The sequence below is a fragment of the Pseudomonas sp. C2.3V genome (assembly GCF_058536325.1).
In genome coordinates, this window is record NZ_JBZUBN010000001.1 from 20,793 (window position 1) to 40,971 (window position 20,179).

General features: G+C 56.8%; 19 protein-coding genes. 7 read left to right on the forward strand and 12 right to left on the reverse strand.

From position 1 onward, the window contains the following. Positions 1-24: 24 nt before the first annotated feature. Positions 25-3,675: a PAS domain S-box protein gene (locus AC4LF3_RS00105; protein ID WP_491834564.1), complete on the reverse strand. Its 3,651-nt coding sequence runs from the start codon at positions 3,673-3,675 to the stop codon at positions 25-27. A 70-nt stretch (positions 3,676-3,745) separates the two neighbouring features. Then, positions 3,746-4,732, reverse strand: a complete 987-nt coding sequence (locus AC4LF3_RS00110) for an NADPH:quinone reductase (protein ID WP_491834565.1) — start codon at positions 4,730-4,732, stop codon at positions 3,746-3,748. 132 nt (positions 4,733-4,864) lie between these two features. On the opposite strand from AC4LF3_RS00110, the gene hemF reads away from it, so the two are divergent. Together hemF and aroE are read left to right on the forward strand one after the other, a co-directional pair. Continuing rightward, on the forward strand, positions 4,865-5,779 hold the full coding sequence (gene hemF, locus AC4LF3_RS00115; RefSeq protein WP_112297975.1) for an oxygen-dependent coproporphyrinogen oxidase: 915 nt from the start codon (positions 4,865-4,867) through the stop codon (positions 5,777-5,779). A gap of 35 nt (positions 5,780-5,814) precedes the next feature. Beyond that, positions 5,815-6,639, forward strand: coding sequence for a shikimate dehydrogenase (aroE, locus tag AC4LF3_RS00120; RefSeq protein WP_491834566.1), 825 nt, complete (start codon positions 5,815-5,817; stop codon positions 6,637-6,639). A gap of 350 nt (positions 6,640-6,989) precedes the next feature. Here the strand turns inward: aroE and AC4LF3_RS00125 are convergent, their stop codons facing one another. Then, positions 6,990-7,415: an OsmC family protein gene (locus AC4LF3_RS00125; RefSeq protein WP_010796368.1), complete on the reverse strand. Its 426-nt coding sequence runs from the start codon at positions 7,413-7,415 to the stop codon at positions 6,990-6,992. A 196-nt stretch (positions 7,416-7,611) separates the two neighbouring features. Here AC4LF3_RS00125 and AC4LF3_RS00130 point away from each other — a divergent pair, with 196 nt between their 5' ends. From AC4LF3_RS00130 to AC4LF3_RS00140, 3 genes are all read left to right on the forward strand, one after another. Then, positions 7,612-8,592: an aldo/keto reductase gene (locus AC4LF3_RS00130; RefSeq protein WP_491834567.1), complete on the forward strand. Its 981-nt coding sequence runs from the start codon at positions 7,612-7,614 to the stop codon at positions 8,590-8,592. 160 nt (positions 8,593-8,752) lie between these two features. After that, positions 8,753-9,187 (forward strand): winged helix-turn-helix transcriptional regulator, encoded by a 435-nt coding sequence (locus AC4LF3_RS00135; protein ID WP_491834568.1) that lies wholly within the window; start codon positions 8,753-8,755, stop codon positions 9,185-9,187. After that, a complete protein-coding gene (locus AC4LF3_RS00140; RefSeq protein WP_491834569.1) occupies positions 9,184-10,182 on the forward strand; it encodes an LLM class flavin-dependent oxidoreductase in 999 nt (332 codons plus the stop codon). The genes AC4LF3_RS00135 and AC4LF3_RS00140 overlap by 4 nt, the downstream gene beginning before the upstream one ends. Before the next feature lie 115 nt (positions 10,183-10,297). Here the strand turns inward: AC4LF3_RS00140 and rfbD are convergent, their stop codons facing one another. The 3 genes from rfbD to AC4LF3_RS00155 all read right to left on the reverse strand — a co-directional run bounded on the left by rfbD (position 10,298) and on the right by AC4LF3_RS00155 (position 12,987). Beyond that, on the reverse strand, positions 10,298-11,176 hold the full coding sequence (rfbD, locus tag AC4LF3_RS00145) for a dTDP-4-dehydrorhamnose reductase (protein ID WP_491834570.1): 879 nt from the start codon (positions 11,174-11,176) through the stop codon (positions 10,298-10,300). Positions 11,177-11,671: 495 nt separating this feature from the next. Beyond that, a complete protein-coding gene (locus AC4LF3_RS00150; RefSeq protein ID WP_074820992.1) occupies positions 11,672-12,316 on the reverse strand; it encodes a 3-oxoacid CoA-transferase subunit B in 645 nt (214 codons plus the stop codon). Further along, positions 12,313-12,987 (reverse strand): 3-oxoacid CoA-transferase subunit A, encoded by a 675-nt coding sequence (locus AC4LF3_RS00155; RefSeq protein WP_074820994.1) that lies wholly within the window; start codon positions 12,985-12,987, stop codon positions 12,313-12,315. Before AC4LF3_RS00155 ends, AC4LF3_RS00150 begins: the two co-directional genes overlap by 4 nt. Before the next feature lie 517 nt (positions 12,988-13,504). On the opposite strand from AC4LF3_RS00155, the gene AC4LF3_RS00160 reads away from it, so the two are divergent. Further along, the gene (locus AC4LF3_RS00160; protein WP_010796375.1) at positions 13,505-13,798 is read left to right on the forward strand and encodes a hypothetical protein; all 294 of its coding nucleotides are present in this window, start codon (positions 13,505-13,507) and stop codon (positions 13,796-13,798) included. 50 nt (positions 13,799-13,848) lie between these two features. Here the strand turns inward: AC4LF3_RS00160 and AC4LF3_RS00165 are convergent, their stop codons facing one another. Beyond that, positions 13,849-14,148, reverse strand: coding sequence for a hypothetical protein (locus AC4LF3_RS00165; protein ID WP_010796376.1), 300 nt, complete (start codon positions 14,146-14,148; stop codon positions 13,849-13,851). Between the two features lie 663 nt (positions 14,149-14,811). On the opposite strand from AC4LF3_RS00165, the gene AC4LF3_RS00170 reads away from it, so the two are divergent. Then, positions 14,812-15,333: a hypothetical protein gene (locus tag AC4LF3_RS00170; protein WP_491834571.1), complete on the forward strand. Its 522-nt coding sequence runs from the start codon at positions 14,812-14,814 to the stop codon at positions 15,331-15,333. A gap of 23 nt (positions 15,334-15,356) precedes the next feature. Here AC4LF3_RS00170 and AC4LF3_RS00175 read toward each other — a convergent pair whose 3' ends face one another. The 5 genes from AC4LF3_RS00175 to AC4LF3_RS00195 all read right to left on the reverse strand — a co-directional run bounded on the left by AC4LF3_RS00175 (position 15,357) and on the right by AC4LF3_RS00195 (position 19,802). Beyond that, entirely contained in the window at positions 15,357-16,373 is a 1,017-nt protein-coding gene (locus AC4LF3_RS00175; protein WP_491834572.1) for a MerR family transcriptional regulator, read from the reverse strand. A 119-nt stretch (positions 16,374-16,492) separates the two neighbouring features. Further along, complete coding sequence (locus tag AC4LF3_RS00180; RefSeq protein WP_491834573.1) at positions 16,493-17,719, reverse strand: multidrug effflux MFS transporter; 1,227 nt, start codon at positions 17,717-17,719, stop codon at positions 16,493-16,495. Positions 17,720-17,778: 59 nt separating this feature from the next. Beyond that, entirely contained in the window at positions 17,779-18,396 is a 618-nt protein-coding gene (locus AC4LF3_RS00185) for a TPM domain-containing protein (RefSeq protein ID WP_010796380.1), read from the reverse strand. 15 nt (positions 18,397-18,411) lie between these two features. Further along, the gene (locus AC4LF3_RS00190) at positions 18,412-19,191 is read right to left on the reverse strand and encodes a TPM domain-containing protein (RefSeq protein WP_491834574.1); all 780 of its coding nucleotides are present in this window, start codon (positions 19,189-19,191) and stop codon (positions 18,412-18,414) included. Next, on the reverse strand, positions 19,188-19,802 hold the full coding sequence (locus AC4LF3_RS00195; RefSeq protein WP_219651335.1) for a LemA family protein: 615 nt from the start codon (positions 19,800-19,802) through the stop codon (positions 19,188-19,190). Before AC4LF3_RS00195 ends, AC4LF3_RS00190 begins: the two co-directional genes overlap by 4 nt. Positions 19,803-20,179: the final 377 nt, after the last annotated feature.

Here is a 20,179-nt window from a genome sequence, read left to right on the forward strand (position 1 = left end):
GAGCTGACCTCTATGGCTAAATGGTCAGCTCTGGGGTTCGTCAACAAGCATATGACGGACCCGGTTGGCCAGCTCATCGATCAGGAAAGGCTTGCCGATTATGTCGGTACCTTCAGTCAGACTACCCTTGGGCTGGACGGCTTCGCCCGCATAGCCGGTCATGAAGAGAATCTTCAATGTCGGACGTGACGCTCGTGCCCACTCGGCCAGTTGCGTACCGCTCATGCCGGGTAGCCCTACATCGGTAATCAGTAGATCCACCGGCGCGTCGGATTCCAGAATAGCCAGGGCCTCATGTGCATGGTGAGTATCCTGGGCCGCGTACCCCAACTCATTGAGTACTTCGACCACGAGCAGGCGAACGGCCGAGTCATCACCCACGACCAGAATGGATTCGCCGTTTCCTGGCGCTACGACTGCTTCGACTTCCTCTTGATCCAGAGACTCGGCTTGAAGTGCACGGGGGAAATACAGGGTAATCGTTGTGCCTTGCCCTACTTCGCTTTGCAAGGTGACATGGCCGCCAGACTGTTTGACGAAACCATAGATCATTGACAGACCCAGGCCTGTGCCCTGCCCAATGGGCTTGGTAGTAAAGAACGGGTCGAAGGCCTTGGCTACGACCTCCGGACTCATACCGGTACCGCTGTCCCGGACTGTTAGCGTGACGTAGTGACCTGGATTCAGATCTTCTAGCGGATGGGTTGCCTCATTGAAAAAATGACCTGTTTTGAGTACCAGGGTACCCCCATCAGGCATTGCGTCGCGCGCGTTGATGACCAGGTTCAACAGGGCGTTTTCCAGCTGGTTGGTATCCGACAGGGCATGCCAGAGATAGGGATGCAGTTGGGTGATGATTTCGATGTGCTCGCCGAGGGTTCGCCGGACCAGATCTTCCAGTGAAGTGACGAGGGCATTCAGATCGATGGGTTGAGGATCGAGTGTCTGACGACGAGCAAAGGCCAGCAGGCGCTGCGTCAATGTGGCAGCACGATGAGCAGAGACACTGGCGGCCTCCATGTAACGCTCCAGCCCTTGAAGCTGCTGGCTGCCAATTCGGCGCTTCATGATTTCAAGCGAACCAATGATGCCGGTCAGCAGGTTATTAAAGTCATGGGCAATCCCGCCGGTGAGTTGCCCGACCGCTTCCATCTTCTGCGACTGGCGTAGGGCTTCCTCGGTCTGCTTGAGCATGACCGCCGCCTCCACTTCAGCCGTGACATCCCGCGCAAAGACATAAACCTGTCCATCCTTGTCGGCCGTGGCCTTCCAATCGATCCAATGCCATTCGCCTGAGCGGGCTCGGTAGCGGCTGCGAAGGCCATTGATCGTCTCGCCGATCGGGAGCTGTCGAAAATGCTGTGTAGGCGATGGATCATCGGGATACTCGAGACGGGAAGTCTCAAATGCCAGCAGCTCCGATTGGGACCAGCCCAGCTGGCGCGTCCATGCCGGGTTCAGGCTTTGCCAGCGCTCACGCGCGAACACACCCAAGAGATCGTCAGACAGTGCCCAGGTGCGGTCGCGTTCGGCGGTTCGTTCGGCAACCCGTTGTTCCAGGGTTTCGTTCAACTGGCGCAAACGCTGCTCGACCTGGCGAATCTCGGTGATGTCTGTGTGTACGCCTACCCATTCGACAATGACGCCCTCTTCGATGACCGGGATCGCCCGGACCGAAAAGATCCGCCACTTGCCGTTCTGGCAACGCACGCGCTGTTCGTCGTGAAAGGTCTTGCGTCCACGTAAGGCAGCACGCCACCGCTTGAGCGAGCGAGGAGCATCTTCGGGATGCAGCGCGCGGGTCCAGCCCGTGCCCTGGTATTCCTCATACGTCTGACCCGTCAGGGCACTCCAGGCTGGCTGTTCTCCAATCATGCGGCCCTTGGCGTTGTTGGTCCAAAGCACCCCCTGAACCGCATCGACTGCAGCGCGGAACCGCTGGTTCGACAGGTGCAGCGACGCTTCGGCCTGCTTGCGCTGGGTAATGTCCACAACCACGGCACTGACATACTGAGGCATGCCCTCTGCGTCATGGGCTAGCGAGACGTGCAAGCTGGTCCAGACCTGGGAGCCATCCGGCCGCATATAGCGCTTGTCGACCAGATAGGACTCCCCCGTCTTGAACATCTGCTGGGTCAGCACCTTGCTGGTCTGGCGATCTGACGGATGCGTCAGTGCATCGACATTGCTGCCGATCAACTCTTCTTCGGAGCGCCCGAGAATATCGCAATAGCGTGCATTGACGAGCACGATCGTGCCGTTGAGGTCCGTCTGGCAGATACCGACCGCAGCCTGGTTGATCAACGTGGACAAGCGGTTGGTACGGTCCTGTAGGGTGGCTTCGGCCTGAAGCCGATCTTCGATATCGATGGAAACAGTCACCGAGGCGATGACCTCGCCTTCGGAATTACGCACGGGCGCGCTGGAAACTTCAAATGTGCGAACGGTCCCGTCCGCGCGCCGATAGATCATGGGTTCCGGTGGGATGGGATTTCCAGAGGAAAGCGCCCGTACCGTCGGGTAGTCCTCAATGGCGTAGGGTCGGCCATCAGAATGAACCGCTCCCAGATGCTTGTAGCGATGCAGACTCTCCCCGCCCGGTGTAATGCCAAGTTGGTTCTGAATCTGTTTGTTCAGCATCAATGAGCGCCCAGTGCCCGCTTCGGAGATGGAAATACCCAGAGGGGCCTGCTCCAGGACGCTGGTCAGCAAGCCACTTTCGAGTTGTAGCCGGGCTTGGCTTTGGTGAAGTTGATCCTGTGCCCTGGCCTTTTCGATGGCGACCGACGCGAACTGCGCCAACTGCACCACAATGGCTTCGTCCGCCTCATCGAACTCACCCGTGAACTTATCCGAAAGCTGGATCAGACCCAGATTGGTGCCCTGATGGCTGATCAACGGGACCGCCAGCCAACCGCGCATGGGTGGATGTTCATTGACATAGGTGCCAAAGTTCTTCCAGCGCGTATGCGCTTCCAACTCGGCCTGGGTCATGCGCACGGGCTGATTGGTCTCGCAGACCATGGCATAGATGCCACCGCCGCTGGGCAGGGCGTCGAGATGGCGCCACTTCGCGTATTTCTCGGAAAGCGACACGCTGGTGATGGATTGGCTCCAGTCTTCACCCTGGGTCATGCTGACTACGGATTGGTGAGCCCCTACGATCAGGCGGGCCTGCTCGGTAATGGCGTCCACGGTGGTTTTCATATCGGGCGCCGAGGTAATCGCCCGCGTTGCTTCGGCCAATGCCTTGAGCTGGGTCACGCGGCGGCTGAGCGTGTCAGTCAGATGATCGCGGTCGCGCTCGGTATGCAGGGATTGGGTTCGATCCCGCAGGGTCAGCAGAAAGCCGAGATGAAGGTCGTCTTTCATGAGCGGTACGGTTCGCGCACTTCCCCAGAACTGCGTGCCGTCGCGGCGTACATACCAGCGCTGGCTGTTCACATGACCTTTCGCTCGGGCCGTTTGCCGCTCCTGATGAAGAATGGGACCGATGAGGTCTTCGGCGTTGAGCAGGAACTCGACGGTCTTCCCGACCACCTCGGCCTCGCTCCAGCCGAACAGCGTCTGGGCACCGGCATTCCAGCTGGTCAGTCGCCCGTCCAGGTCCGTGGTAATGATGGCGTAATCCGTAGCGCTGTCGAGGATCGCAGCGAGGAGGGCTTGATGAGGCATACGATCGACACAGGCTCCAAATCAGCGGTACTACGGAGGAGGCAAGCCAGGCTTGCCTCCTTTCCTGCAATTATGACCGTTCCAGGATCAGAACGGTTGACCCCGTTGTTTCGCGGCCTGTCAGGGCACGTTGCGCCTGGGCGGCTTCGGATAACAGGTAGCGTTGGTTGATCTCGATCTTGAGCGTACCGTTGGCGACCAGGCCGAAGAGTTCGTCTGCCATGGATTGCAGCCGTTCTGGCGTATCGGCATAGCCTGCCAGGGACGGACGTGTGACAAACAGCGAGCCTTTCTGGTTCAAGATCGCCAGGTTGACCCCTGTCACAGCGCCAGACGAATTTCCAAAACTGACCATCAGGCCACGCGGTGAGATGCAGTCCAGCGACGCCTCCCAGGTATCCTTGCCGACACTGTCATAAACGACCGGACACTTCCTACCATTGGTCAGCTCAAGGACTCGCTTGGCGATATCCTCTTCCTTGTAATTGATTGTCTCCCAGGCGCCCAGGCGACGGGCATGTTCGGCCTTGGCAGCAGAGCCCACAGTGCCGATCACGCGCACACCCAGCGATTTTGCCCACTGACAGGCCAGAGAGCCGACGCCGCCCGCAGCGGCATGAAACAGGATGGTTTCGCCCGCTTCGACACGATAGGTCTGGCGCAGCAGGTACTGGACGGTCAGCCCCTTGAGCATGACCGCTGCCGCCTGCTCAAAGCTGACGCTTGCAGGCAGGTGAACCAGATTACGCTCCGGCAGGGAATGGACCTCGGCATAGGCGCCCAGCGGGCCGGTGGCATAGGCAACCCGATCTCCAACCTTGAACCGCGTTACGCCACTGCCGATGGCCTCGACAATCCCGGCACCTTCACTGCCCAGCCCGGATGGCAAAGTACCAAGGGGATACAGGCCGCCCCGGTAGTAGGTATCGATAAAGTTGAGTCCAATGGCCTCATTGCGGACACGTACCTCGTTCGGCCCTGGTTCGGCAGGTGTGAAATCGACATATTCGAGCACTTCCGGGCCGCCGGTGCGGCTGAACTGGATACGTTTTGCCATGGGGATTTCCTTGTAAGAATAGTGGCTGAACCTTAATCCAATCCCTTGCAGAGGCCTGCGTCAACCGGCAAAGCACCCTCCGGTGGTATGATTCAGGACTTTCTTTACCCTTCCCTACTCCAGGTGATGACCGTGAAAGACCGAATCGAAGCCGTAAAGGCATACCTGCTCGATCTACAGGATCGCATCTGCCAGTCCTTGGAAGCGGAGGATGGTCATGCCCGGTTCATGGAGGAGGCCTGGACACGTCCTACCGGCGGCGGTGGTCGTACGCGTGTGATTGGTGAAGGTGCCGTCATCGAAAAAGGCGGTGTGAACTTCTCTCATGTCCACGGCGACAGCATGCCGCCTTCGGCCAGCGCCCATCGTCCTGAGCTGGCAGGTCGCAGTTTCGAGGCCATGGGCGTCTCGCTGGTGATCCACCCTGAAAACCCGAATGTACCCACCTCCCACGCCAATGTGCGTTTTTTCATCGCTGAAAAAGACGGTGAAGAACCGGTCTGGTGGTTTGGTGGCGGTCTGGATCTGACGCCTTATTATGGTAACGAGGAAGACTGTATCCACTGGCACCGGGTGGCACGGGATGCCTGTGCGCCATTCGGTGAAGACGTCTACCCGCGTTACAAAGCCTGGTGTGATCGTTACTTCCAGATCAAGCATCGCAACGAGCCGCGTGGAATCGGTGGCCTGTTCTTCGATGATCTGAACGAGTGGGACTTCGAGACCAGCTTTGCCTTTCTGCGGGCTATTGGCGATGCCTACCTGAACGCCTACCTGCCGATTGTACAGCGTCGTCGGAACGAGCCTTTTACCGAAGCACAGCGCGAGTTCCAGGCCTATCGCCGCGGCCGCTACGTAGAGTTCAACCTGGTCTATGACCGTGGCACCCTGTTCGGTCTGCAATCGGGCGGCCGTACCGAGTCGATCCTGATGTCCCTGCCACCCATTGTGCGTTGGGGATATGACTGGAAGCCGGCGCCCGGTAGCGAAGAGGCTCGTTTGACCGAGTACTTCCTGACCGACCGTGACTGGTTGGCTGATACCTGATACCGACCCATTGATCTTTGCTTCAAGGACATCTCATGGACCGTTATGCCGTCATTGGCAACCCTGTCGCCCATAGCAAGTCGCCTGCCATTCATAGCCGCTTTGCCGAGCAGACAGGACAGGCCATGCGCTACGACACCTGGCTTGCGCCGCTTGGCGAGTTCGAGCGCAGCGCGCGTGATTTTTTTGCCGATGCGGCAGGCGCCAATGTGACGGTCCCGTTCAAAGAGGATGCCTTTCGATTTGCCGATGAGCTGACTGAGCGTGCCCGACGTGCCGGTGCGGTCAATACGCTAAAGAAGCGGGAAGACGGGACCTTTCTGGGCGACAACACTGACGGTGCCGGACTGGTTCGTGATCTGACGGTCAATGCAGGCCTGTCCCTGACTGGCAAGCGTATCCTCATCCTGGGCGCTGGTGGTGCCGTACGTGGCGTGTTGGAGCCCATTCTGGCGGAGCGGCCTGCGGCCCTGGTCATTGCCAATCGGACCGAGAGTAAGGCCATACAGCTGGCGCGTGAATTTTCAGCGCTGGGAATGATCGAGGCGGCAGCGTTCAACCTTGAGGCGGAGCCGTTCGACCTGATCATCAATGGCACTGCTGCCAGCCTTTCCGGCGATGTTCCCCCTATCACCTCTACCTTGGTCCGCGCTGGGGTAACCGTTACCTACGACATGATGTACAGCAAGGAGCCAACGCCCTTCTGTTGTTGGTCAGCCACACACGGCGCAGTACAAGTCCTGGATGGTCTGGGTATGCTGGTTGAGCAGGCTGCCGAAGCATTTTACCTTTGGCGCGGCATACGGCCGGAGAGCGGCCCGGTATTGCATGAACTCAGACAGCAGCTGGCGGCGTCCTGATTAGAGCATTGCGTCTTCTGGATAGCTTTATTAGGAGACCTGCTACTGACGCATGTGGATAAGTAATGCCTGTACAAAACGATCCGAACATTATCCAATGCTGAAAATAGATATTGTGGCAGCCCTGTTTTGACTAACAGGATTTATGGCTTGAAGGCAAAAGACAGGCGTATTAAGACGAAGTAGCAATAGAGTTTGCTATAGCGCATGTGGATAAGATTCAACTCCTGTGCATAATTAAGGAGATACCCACAGGCTTCATGTTGTCTTTATATACGCTTGAAGAATGACGCTGGAAGGTATTTGCGGCAACCAGTGCCCGGCAGCGTAGCCAGGCACTGAGTTGAATATCAGTTCAGCAAGGTGGCATCTAGGCTGATCTTGGCGTTCAGTACCTTGGAGACTGGGCAGCCTTCTTTCGCCTTGTTGGCGATGGCCTGGAATTGGTCGTTGTCGATGCCTGGGATCTTGGCCGACATGGTCAAATCAATCGTCGTGATTTCGAAGCCTTCGCCTACCTTGTCGAGCGTAACCACTGCCTTGGTTTCGATACGCTCGGCTGTGAAGTTCTCCATCCCCAGCATCATGGAAAAGGCCATGGAGAAGCAGCCCGCATGCGCTGCGCCAATCAGCTCCTCGGGGTTAGTGCCGGGCTGGTCTTCGAAGCGAGTGTTGAAACCGTAGGGATTTTCCTTCAGCGCGCCGCTGCCTGTGGAAATCGTACCTTTACCGTCCTTCAAACCACCTTGCCATACAGCAGATGCTGTCTTTTTCATGGTTCCTCTCCTGTGGATGACTCGAGTTATATGTGAAATCGGATGCTGGGCAAAGTTCGTTGGAGGGTGCGGCGAAACGTAAGGCGTACAGGTGGTGTTCATCAGGGTAAGGTAAAAGGGCCGGAGCAAATGGCCAGGGTTGTGGTCAGCCTATGACCTGCCTTTTCTCCGGTCTGATTTATTTCAAGGAGTCGTCATGGACTATAAGAACCTCGGGTCTACGGGCCTGAAAATTTCTCCGCTGTGCCTGGGCTGTATGACCTACGGCGTGCCTGAACGTGGTAATCATCCATGGACGATGGGCGAAGAAGAGAGTCGCCCGCTACTCAAGAAAGCCCTCGACATGGGCATTAACTTCTTTGATACCGCCAACGCCTATTCCGATGGTACCAGTGAGGAAATCGTCGGTCGGGCGCTGAAGGACTTTGCCCAGCGTGACGAGATTGTGCTGGCCACCAAGGTCTATTTTCCGATGCGCAACAAGCCCAACGTGGGCGGCCTGTCACGTAAGGCGATCTTTGCCAGTATCGATGCCAGCCTCAAGCGCTTGGGCACTGACTACGTGGACCTGTACCAGATCCACCGCTGGGATTATGAAACGCCTATCGAAGAAACCATGGAAGCGCTGCACGATGTGGTGAAGGCGGGTAAAGCGCTGCATATCGGTGCGTCCAGCATGTACGCCTGGCAATTTGCCAAGGCTCTGCACGTGGCAGATCAAAATGGTTGGACCCGTTTCGTCACCATGCAGAATTATGTGAACCTGCTGTATCGCGAAGAAGAGCGCGAAATGCTGCCGCTCTGCCGTGACGAAGGCATAGGGGTCATTCCCTGGAGCCCCATGGCACGTGGAAGGCTGACCCGAGATTGGGATACCAGCAGCGCACGCGTTGAGAGTGACGAGTTTGGCAAGAGCCTGTATGCCAATACGGCCGATGCCGACCGCCGTGTGGTTGAGCGTGTGGCCGAGATTGCCAACGAGCGTGGCGTACCGCGTGCACAAGTGGCACTGGCCTGGGTTGTGCAAAAACCGGGCATCAGTGCACCCATCATTGGTGCGTCCAAACCGCAGCACCTCGAAGACGCTGTGGCCGCCCTCTCGCTCAACCTGACCGCCGAAGAGATCGCCCGCCTTGAGGAACCTTACGTCCCTCATGGTGTGGTCGGTTTTGCCTGATCACGGTCTTTCCGGTACGACATCTGTCGTACCGGACCTACCGCGCCATTACCTCACCCTATCGGTTTCATAGTCACTAAAAAGAGCCAGGTTACTTTTAATAACTGCCTTAAAGGCGTAGAGTGAGTTTCTTGATGTAATCACGCTCAGCGAGGTTGCCATGGACGATTCTAACAAGTCCGCTACCGGGCGCCGCCGACTGAAAAACCACGACTGCCCTATCCGTGATGTGCTGGACCGTGTAGGCGATGCCTGGTCGGTACTGGCTGTTTTCAAGCTGGACAGCGGACCACTGCGTTTCAATGAACTCAAGCGTCAGATCGATGGCATTTCCCAACGAATGCTGACCGTCACGTTGCGCAACCTGGAGCGCGATGGATTGATTACCCGAACGGTCATTCCCTCAACACCGCCTCAAGTGGAATATGCCCTGACCGGGATCGGGCGAAGCCTGGTCATTCCCATCCGAGCCTTGGCCGATTGGGCCGCTCAATCGCAGCCCATCATTCAAGAGGCGCGCGATACCTACGATCTGGCCATGCGGCAGCGACAAACCGAAGAGCCTGCCGCGGCTAACGAGGAGACTTCTACATGACTCAACTCAAAGACACCGCCATTTCCGTCCTGGACCTGGCGCCGGTACGAGACGATGGCAGCGCTGCCCAGGCCCTGCATAACTCACTCGACCTTGCTCGCCATGTGGAGCGGCTAGGCTATAACCGATTCTGGGTCGCTGAGCATCACAACATGGACGGCATCGCCAGCTCAGCTACGGCCGTTCTGCTCGGATATTTGGCGGGCGGTACGTCCACAATCCGCATCGGCTCCGGTGGCATCATGCTGCCCAACCACGCCCCTCTTGTTGTGGCCGAGCAGTTCGGCACGCTGGATGCTCTGTATCCGGGCCGTATCGATCTGGGGCTTGGCCGTGCGCCCGGGTCCGATCAGATGACCGCCCATGCACTGCGCCGTGATCGTTTGGGAAGCGCCGATGACTTCCCTTCCGACGTAGAGGAGCTGCAGTACTTCCTGGGTCCACGACAGGAAGAACAGCGGGTAATCGCCGTGCCGGGTGTCGATAGCAACATACCGATCTGGCTGTTGGGATCGAGCCTGTTCAGTGCTCAGCTAGCGGCTGCCAAAGGTTTACCGTATGCCTTTGCATCCCATTTTGCGCCACGCTATATGCATGAAGCGATTCGTCTGTACCGTGAAAACTTCCGCCCTTCCGAGGTGCTGGACAAGCCCTATGTCATGCTGGGTGTTCCGCTGGTTGCAGCAGACAGCGACGAGGAAGCCAATTACCTGGCAAGCACGGTTTATCAGCGCGTCTTGGCATTAATGCGTGGCCAAAGCCTGGTGCTTCGCCCGCCGGTTCGAAACATGAGTCCTGAATGGTTGCCCCATGAAAAAGACGCTGTGCTGAACATGCTGGGCATGGCGATTATTGGTGGGCCGGACAAGGTACGCGAGCGGGTCGATTTGCTGCTTGAGAAGACCGACGCCGATGAATTGATTTTCACCTGCGATGTGTATGAACATGCTGATCGACTCAGGTCGTATCAGATTCTGGCCGAACTTAAAGGCTGATATAAAAAGGGCGCTATGGCGCCCTTTTTCATAACGTTAAACTAATAATGCTGATATCAGCGCATTCTAAAGAGATATCAATCAGCTATTAAATTAATATTACTTTATTAGCGGGCTATTTATCTGCAAAGTTCTGTTGCCAGAACTGTTCGAAGGCTTCTTTCCACTCGGGTAATTGCACGCCCCAGTTAGTCTGAATACGTGAGCAATCCATTCGTGAATTAGCTGGACGTTTCGCTGGAGTGGGATACTCATACGTGGCAATAGGATAAAGCCGGGCACGTAAACGGCCTTGCTCTTCAAGTTTCTGAGCGATCGTTTCGGTAAAGCCAAACCAGGATGTCTTGCCTGTCGAGGTAAGGTGGTAAATACCCCAGGGGCCTGGGTTGCCCATGGTAATGCGATCTACAATGTGGCTAGTGGCTGAGGCAATCGTATCGGACCAAGTCGGTATGCCGATCTGATCATCTACAACGCGCATTTCGTCTTTTTCCTGCAGCAGGCGATGCATGGTACGAACAAAGTTGTGACCATCCTGGGAGTAAACCCAACTGGTTCGCAGAATCAGATACTGTCCGCCTACGGCCTGAACCGCCTGTTCGCCAGCCAGCTTGCTTTCGCCATACACGCTGGTGGGGTGGGTGGCATCCTCTTCACTGTAGGGCTCGTTCTTGTCACCATCAAATACATAGTCGGTCGAATAGTGGATGAACGGAATGGCCCGTGCCACAGCCTCCTCCGCCAGAATCCGCGGTGCCTCTGCGTTTACCTTGAAAGCCATCTCGGCGTCGGTCTCGGCCTTGTCCACAGCCGTATACGCAGCAGCATTGATAATCAGGTCTGGCTGCACACGTCGAACGGTTTCACGAATGGCCTCTTCATTTGCAAGATCCATGGCATCACGACCCAGAACAACAAGTTCATGATCGGTTTTAAGGCTTCTTTGCAGCGCTTGAGAGACCTGACCGCTTCGACCTGTAATTAAAATTTTCATACTTCTCCAGCCTGATCGAGCGGCATTAACCCAAAAGCAGTGAGCTAGTTGATTAAGAACCCGATAGTGGTTGGTTTAATAATGAGCGACTGATGCTCAATTATTGCCCAACAATAAATCAATATGATGGTCGCTATGTTGAACGCGTTTAAAAGTTAAGCAAACTTTAAATAAAGCGAAAAACACAGAGCACCGCAGTTTATAAAAAACCAGGGCGATAGTGTGCCTGCCTATACGGGCAAGGCCAGAGGCGGGGCGGAGCGCTATGGCGGCGTGGGCAGCCAGAAAAGGAGATTGGTCATAAAACGTGCCAATAACAGCGTGCTTAGTCGGCGAACACTAACACACCTTTGTGACGGTTTGTCAGCAAAGTTGTTTCAAGACAGACAAACCTTTACAGAGGCTGTTGAAAGGCCATGAAGTTGGCAGAAGAAGCGGGCCTAGTACCTTGAGGCTTGTGAGTTCCATGGCAAGGCCGCTCTTCTTTGATAAGGGTCAAACCGGCTTTTGTACCAGTGCAAGGCCAGTCATTTCCTGAAGACTTTCAAGTGTGAGGCCTTCGACAAGTTCGCTGGCATACACGCGGCCGTCAGCAATATCGAAAATAGCCAGATCGGTATACACACGAGATACGCAGCCTACGCCCGTCAGCGGGTAGGTACAGTGCTCGACCAGCTTGCTTTGCCCGGCTTTGGTCATGAGATCCATCATGACAAAGACCTGCTTGGCACCTATTGCAAGGTCCATAGCACCCCCTACGGCAGGAATCGCATCAGGCTCGCCGGTGTGCCAGTTGGCCAGATCGCCTGTGACGGATACCTGGAAAGCGCCGAGCACGCAGATATCCAAATGGCCGCCGCGCATCATTGCGAACGAATCCGCATGGTGAAAAAACGCACCGCCTGGCAGCAGGGTGACAGGCTGCTTGCCAGCGTTAATCAGATCAGAATCTTCCTTGCCCTCCTCTGGCGCCGGACCCATGCCCAGTATGCCGTTCTCGCTATGCAGAAAAATCTCGCGGTCAGCCGGCAGGTGGTTGGCCACTAGCGTCGGCAGTCCAATCCCCAGATTGACGTAGGCTCCTTCCGGGATGTCCTGGGCGACTCGGGCAGCGATCTGGTTGCGGTTGAGTCTGTTCATTCCTGATCTCCTGAAACACGAACGACGCGTTGCACAAAAATGCCTGGCGTAACGATGATTTCCGGATCGATCTCGCCCAGCTCCACAATTTCACGGGTTTGCACGATGGTAGTCTTTGCGGCCGTCGCCATGATGGGACCAAAATTGCGGGCAGCCTTGCGGTAGGTCAGGTTGCCCCAACGGTCGGCACGGTCCGCGCGAATCAGAGCAAAGTCGGCATGAATGGGATATTGGATAACGTAGTGCTTGCCGTTGATTTCGCGTGTTTCCACGCCTTCGGCCAGAATCGTGCCGTAGCTGGTCGGCGTGAAAAAGGCGCCGATACCGGCACCCGCAGCGCGGATACGCTCGGCCAGATTGCCCTGCGGCACTAACTCCAGTTCAATTTTGCCGGCACGGTAAAGCTCGTCGAATACATAGGAGTCGGTCTGACGTGGAAATGAACAGATGATTTTGCGAACCTGACCTGCCTTGAGCAGGGCTGCCAGGCCTACATCGCCATTGCCCGCATTGTTGTTGATGATGGTGAGATCTTTCGCACCGTGCGCTATCAACGCATCAATCAGCTCAGAAGGCTGTCCGGATGGGCCGAAGCCGCCAATCATCACGGTGGCACCATCGTGGATGTCTTCCACCGCCTGGCTCAGGCTCTCGACAATCTTGTTGATCATTGTATGTCCTCATTCAAGGGTCTCGCTGTTGCTCATGCACCAGCCGAGGAGGTAAGCCGCATGCACCGAGCATATGCGATTGCATCCCTTGAAAAAGGTGGTTGTGTCCGATAATCGGACACAAAACGCTTCATATGTGCGTTTATCGATCGTCACCCGTATTAGTACGCCGTTGTAAGGCAAGTAGGCCATCTCAGCATTTCAATACGGCCTTTGGAGAATTAACCGGCACAGCGCTGGTCATTTTAATGACTTACACAAATGCGATGATGGCAAAAGGCTCTAGGTCAAGCATTGGCGATTAGGTTAACCAAATATTTGTGTGCACTAATTCACGGTATTGTAGGGAAATCTGAATCATTCCTGAACATGGGAGAATCGGTTAAGCAAAAAGCATTGTGATCCTAAAGTTTCCTTTTACTGTGTCGACTTATTAAAGAGGCCACAGGAAATTCGGCTTTCGCGCTAACGCTATCAACACAAGGGATTTGAATGAATATTCTTCAGGAAACACTGAATGAGCTATCTTCACTCCGCGCCCAGTATTGGACGTTTTGTACCCAAAGAGCAGCATGTCTTTTGGGGTGAGCGAGTCAGCGAGCTGCTGCAGATCGTTGCGATCAGTCACGGCTTTGATTTAATGCGCCTTGGCGCAAGCGAGGCATACCGCCTCAAGGGCTTTCTGGATACGCTCGAACAGAATGACTATCCGGAACTGGCCGACTGGAATGACCGGGTTTTTGCCTGCACCCGCCTTACGTGCCGGGTCGAGCTTGAGAAGTACATGCTGGAAGGCATGCCCAAGTCCTGACGTACCCCCTCTCCTTTCTGGGCTGCCCGCCTGATGTGGCAGCCGGACGCTCATGGTGAAACCGCCTCTTCTTCAGCCGATGCAGGTTTGGTCAGGCGCATTGAGGTCAGATATAGCGAAAATACCAGGACGAAGGCACCCAGAAGAAAGCCGACATAGGGAATTCTGAAGGCAATCAACAGGGCGGCGGCGGCACCGCTGGCTGCTGCTGGGATAGCTCTGAACACATCAAGCTTCAAGGTAAAGGGTTTGTGGCATTCGGGACATAATCGGCTTCCATCCGACTCAGGCGGACCGAAGACTGCAGCGTGGAAGGCGCTGATGCTTTGTTTGCAGTGGGGGCATTTCATGCTGAATTCCTTTTCAAGCAGTCAGGCAGGTTAACTGCATCCTGAAATCCTACGCGCGCTCCGAAGAAAATGGGGAGCTGCCGTGCAGAGCTGTGAGCAGGTTCATGTAAATAAGCATGGGTTTGTGCTAAAGCCACAGGCCGTTAGCTCAAGTGCCTGGACTGTCTTTTCGAACGGATAGGACCCTCCGGGCTGCCGATCGTTTCTGGTCTTATCACATCTTGTGGCCCTGGCTGGAGCAGCCCTGCGTCAGAATGTCAGTCACGGTATTGCCCGTCCCTGCCGTACGCCAGGATATGCTGGCATAGCCTTTCGTCTAAAAACGTATAAGGTGGCTCAGCGCTTACGGGCGCGTTCCGAAACGAGCCTTCTTCTTCCTGCGCATCGAAGCGGTTTCGCTGGAATGGTTTCAGTAGAGGCACTCCAGCGCAGCGGCTCAAAGTGACCCCGTCAGTGAGGTTATTTGGATCTGTCCAGTCCTAGTCGTATTGCTTCCCATCGGCATGTGCCGGGCGGACGAAATGCTCTCACCAACCTTTTTACCTTGTTGCAGAATCCCTTGGCAGGCAGATGAGCCCTTTCCCTTCAGGTGGCGCTGTCTGCCTTTAGCGACAGGCCCGGCTAAGCGGGCTGTGAACACAATAACTAAAAAGGGTGGTAGCGATGGAGCACATTCTCAAAGCAGCCTTCGGCTGCCAAAGCGAAGCCGAGCATGTCCGACATGAGTTGATCGCAAAAGGCGTAGCCGGTCGGCATATCTCACTTTCAGCCTCTCGAAATGAGACGGCAGGTTCTTCCACAGGTTCGCTGGGTGAACGAATCAGCCATTTCTTCTGTTCACTTTTCGACCTGGCCGATGATGAGCCCGCGCGCGAAGCCATTACCCAGCACTCGACTGTCCTGACGGTCACGCTTACCGAGTACCAGCAGCAGGCCGTAGTCGAGGCCGTGCTCGCGCAGAACGGTGCAATGAGTGCCCATGCCCTGACGGATGACTATGCCATCTCCAGTCACTATCCAAGTTCGGCCTGTACGCTCGGCATGGGTTCCTTCGCCTTGGCCGGTCAGGTGCCACAAGAGGCGACAGGAGGCCGGTTCGTGCCGACCCAGGCGGAAGAGGAGGCCTGGTTGACCAAGCCTCCGCTGGAGCTGCCCTCGCTGTCTCTCTTATTTGCCAAGCCCTGATCACAAGATCAGGGCTTGCAGGGCTAGGTGCGCAGTGCTGCCATGGCCTGGCCGAGATAGCGCTGGATATCGTCTGTCATCCAGGTGCCCTCAGCCAGCTGCGGCTCGCAGGCATGGGCCTGGCGCAGTTTATGGTGGGTCTCGGGATTTGTGCCTGCATAGGCGGTAAACAATGCGGTCCAGCGTTGCGCCAGCTGCAGCGCCTCTGGAGAGTGGGGAGGCAGTCCGTTATCCATAATGCGGCGTAAATCGGCCAGAAGCGGTAGCCATTTCGGGACCTGCTCGCCATAGTTTGCCTGCATGAAGGCGAACTCTTCGGGTGTGAGATACCGTTCATAGATCGCAAGCTTGCCGGCCGTGAAGGCCTTCAGGATAAAGTTGGTCATCTTGGTGGTGACACCTGTCTGCTCCTGTAGCGGGGCCTCATGGCGGAACAGCTCGTTGAGCCGTACGGCCAGGGCCGGGTTGGTTGATGTATTGCGCTCCAGGAGCGTCATCCAGCGCCGTGCCAGCGACTGTGCTTGAACGGACTCAGGGGGGAGCTCTTGTTGGAGGAGCTGATGGGCTTCCTGCACCAGTGCGCGCCAAGCCTGCTGGTTGGCGGGAGTGTAGAAAGGCAGATCATTCAGGTCTTCAGGGGCGAAATGCTGTTCGTACATGGTCATCAATTCCAGAGTCTTCAACCAATCGGCCAGGTCAGGCTCCTCTCCTTCACTGAGTTGTCGATGCAGGTCTGCCAGGCGATTACGCAGATTGGTTTGCTGAGTAATCTGTCGGTCCAGCCGGCGGATCTGCTGCTCGGTGATGGTCAGGAGCGCAACGTCTGGCCGCGCCAGAAGGGCTCCGATCTCGGCCAGCGACAGGCCCATGCCACGCAAGGCCTGGATCTGGTGCAGCCGGGCAATATCGGCCCGGTTGTACAGTCGGTAGCCGGCATCGGAGCGCGCGGAGGGTGTGAGCAGGCCGATGCTGTCGTAATGGTGAAGAGCCCGAATCGTAAGACCCGACTGCTTAGCCAGTTCGCCCACTTTCAATAGCATCGAATTGCTCCTTTCTTCCACGTGCGGAATTGATCCTGAGGCCTCACGTTACGATAGGGTCAAGGGGGCTGTGAACAAAGACGCGGGCTGACTATTTAAATGGCCAGCCCGGAAAGACATTACCGCGTTGAGGCGGGCTCGGCCGATGAGGAAAGACGCGTGACCAGCGCCCAACCCAAGCCACTTACCACGACTCCAATGGACAGCGCCACGGCCAGGCGGAAGGCGCTGCCGTACACCAGCGGTGCAAGCCAGCCGCTGACAATGGAAAAGAAGATCATCTGGACAAACCCCAGGACTGACGCGGCGGTACCAGACAGCTCCGGTACGCGCTCGAGGATGCGTAGTGTCATGGTAGGAATACCCAGCGACAGGCCGAAGACGAACAGCCCGTGCGGGATGACGGCCGCATAGACGTTCAGGTCGGTAGCCAGACCTGTATAGGTCAGGTTGATCAAGCAGCTCAGGCCAAGCATGGCGTAGGCAAAGCCGATCAGTCGACCGGAAGGCAATTGTGAGGAAAGCCGTGCTGCCAGAAAGGACCCGCTGGTCAATCCGATCACGATAGGAATGAACAGATAGCCAAAGTCGGTTTCGGCCAGCCCCAGTACCTGGGTGACAAAATCGGGGGCGGCGCCGATCAGGAAGGCGAAGCCGCCAAACAGGGCGCCGAAGACCACGGCGCGTGCCATGAACTGCCCGTCCCGCATGACTCGTCCGTAATTGCGCGACAGGACGCTCAGATCGAAGGCTTGTCTGCGTTCTGGCGCCAGGGTTTCGGGCATCAGGAACGCGCAGAGCGAGGCGCTGAAAACGGCAAGCGCCGCGAGGAAAAAGAATACGCCGCGCCAACCGGTGTGTTCTGACAGGTAGCCGCCAATAATCGGCGCAAAGGCTGGGGACACGCTGAAGACCATGATGATGTAGGACATGGTTTTCTGGGCCACCGGACCCTTGTAACAGTCCGTCACGATGGCCTGTCCCACTACCATTCCTGCACCAGCGGACAGGCCCTGGCAGACACGGCCTGCCAGCAGCCAGTCGAAGCTCGGGCCGAATGCCGCGATCAGCGAGCCGGCGATATACACCGCCAGGGCCGAAAGAATGACCCGCCGGCGGCCGAACGAGTCGGACAGGGTGCCATGCAGAAGCGTCATGAATGCGAACGCCAGCATATACAGGCCGAGCGTCAATTGGGTCTTTTCAGGTGTCAGCTGAAAATCTCGGCCGATGGCGCCAAAGGCCGGCAGGTAGGCATCAATCGACATGGGGCCGATACAGGCCAGGGCGCCGAGGATCAGCACCATCACGGGATAGCGAGGAATAGAGGTGGTGGTCGTTTGCAAGGGGAATAACCTGTCACGGGCCACAGTGGCCCGCGTCAAACAAGGGAAACGCCTACCCCTCAGGGTAGGATGATCAGCCGGTCCGGTAGCTCGTTACGCGTATGGGTTGCCGGCAGGTGTTGCTTCAGGTGCTCACCGCATGCGTCGATACAGGTCAGAAAGCCCTGCAAGGTTTCGCCGCGACGAACCTGCTGTGTAAAGGTTGCGATGATCGACTGCCAGGTTTCGTCACTCAGCTTTTGCGAAATACCTCGGTCTACGAGGATTTCCACATAGCGTTCGGCTTCCGATACAAAGATCAGCATGCCAGTTTCCGCCTGTGTGTGGTGAAGGTTGTGCTCGAGAAACTGACGGCGTGCCAGGTTGGACGCGCGCCAGCAACGCACCTGGCGTGGAATCAGACGCGTCGTGATGGCTGGAATGCGGAAGATCAGACTCAGCGCAATCAACGTGCCCCACTGGACCAGCAGGAGTTCATGGGGGCTCAGCCAACCTGGGTAGTAATTGATCGCGCCTGGAACGATCAATGCAATGAGGCTCGCCCAGAGTAACGGGATATAGGTGTAATCATCGGCCCGTGCGGCCAGCACCGTGACCAGCTCTGCATCGGTATCGCGTTCAACGCGAGAGATGGCTTCAGCGACCTGTCGCTGCTCGTGCTCGTTGAGTAATGTCATAGAGGTCCGCTCTCCTTACCAATCACCTGAAGCCCCGCCGCCGCCAAAGCTGCCGCCGCCCCCACCAAAACCACCTCCTCCAAGGCCACCTCCTCCCGAGCGGCCACCACCGCCGAGAACACTGCCAAGGATTGCGCCGGTTAGCACCGAGTTGCCTCGCCCGCCACGTCCACCACGACCGCCTCCGCCACCTTTCATCATGAACAGGATGATGACGAACAGGACGATGAACAGAATCGGGGTAGGACGATCTTCACTGTCGTGATATGTATCATCCTGTGCCGGGCGTACCAGCGGATCGCCGCCCAGTACCTTGAGCATGGCGCTAGCCCCCTCGTTAATGCCTTGAGCAAATTGACCCTGCCGGAACGCGGGAACAATGACCTGATTGATGATCAGGAAGGACTGCGCATCCGTCAGGCGGTCTTCCAGACCATAGCCGACTTCGATTCGGACCTTGCGGTCGTCACGCGAGACAAGAAGTAGCGCACCATTGTCTTTGCCTTTCTGCCCGATCCCCCAATGGCGACCGAGCTGATAGCCATACTCCTCAATGGAACGGCCTTGCAGGCTGGGGATGGTAGCGACCACCACCTGTTCGCTCGTCGCCTGCTCATGGGCCTTGAGCATCTGCTCCAGTCGGGCCTTGGTCTGGGCATCCAACATTCCGGCCTGATCAACAACCCGGCCGGTCAAGGGTGGGAAACCAGGAGCCTGCTGGGCCTGTGCCACCGCTGCACAAGCCCAGAACAGAATCCACAGCGCAAAGGCGCGAAACACCGGGCGATCAATCATTGATTGAAGTTGACCTTGGGTGCCTGATCAGCGTTAGGCGTCGTGGCTTTGAAGTTCTCGCGAACCGGCAGGTCGCTGTAGAAGATCTTGTGCCAGATGCTGCCCGGGAAAGTGCGGATTTCGGTGTTATAGCGCTCGACCGAGGCGATGAAGTCACGGCGGGCCACGGCGATACGGTTTTCGGTACCTTCCAGTTGGGATTGCAGAGCCATGAAGTTCTGGTTGGATTTCAGATCCGGATAACGTTCGGACACCACCATCAACCGGCTCAGGGCACCACTCAGCTGCTGCTGGGCCTGATCGAACTGCTGGAGTTTCTGGGGATCGTTAAGCGTGCTCGCGTCGACCTGAATGGAGGTTGCCTTGGCGCGGGCCTCGATCACGGCGGTGAGGGTATCCTGCTCCTGCTTGGCATAACCCTTTACGGTCTCAACCAGATTCGGGATGAGATCGGCACGGCGCTGATACTGGTTTTCCACCTGCGCCCAGGCCGACTTCACTTGCTCGTCATAGGTAGGAATAGTGTTGATGCCGCAGCCGCTCAAGAGCGAAGCCAGCACGGCGAAGACCGCAATCTTCCAGCTCAAGCGTAGTCCCTGGGTCGTATGCATTGCGTGTAACTCTCCGTTTGTATACCTGAATATGGGTGGCAGTCATGGCTTCGTGATGACGAAGCGTGCGTATAAATACGGATAGCGCGACCCCGCAAGAGTTCAGGCCAATCGCCTCCGCTGTTGTCACGAAAAAATCGCAACCACTGCCCATTGAGGTAAGGCGAGCGAGGCTCATTATCTGGCAGACGGAACTGCCCGGAACAGGCGTTAGGTTTTTGTTGCAGATGGGATAACGAGAGGGGAAATGCATAGGAATGGGATTACGGAGCTGCGCGGGGGTTGATAGCGGATCGGCACACAGGCCGCTGCGCTATCACCTGCCGGGCAGCTCCGGGAAGTTCTCGCAGCAATAGAGCGTTTCGCCGCTTATTGGT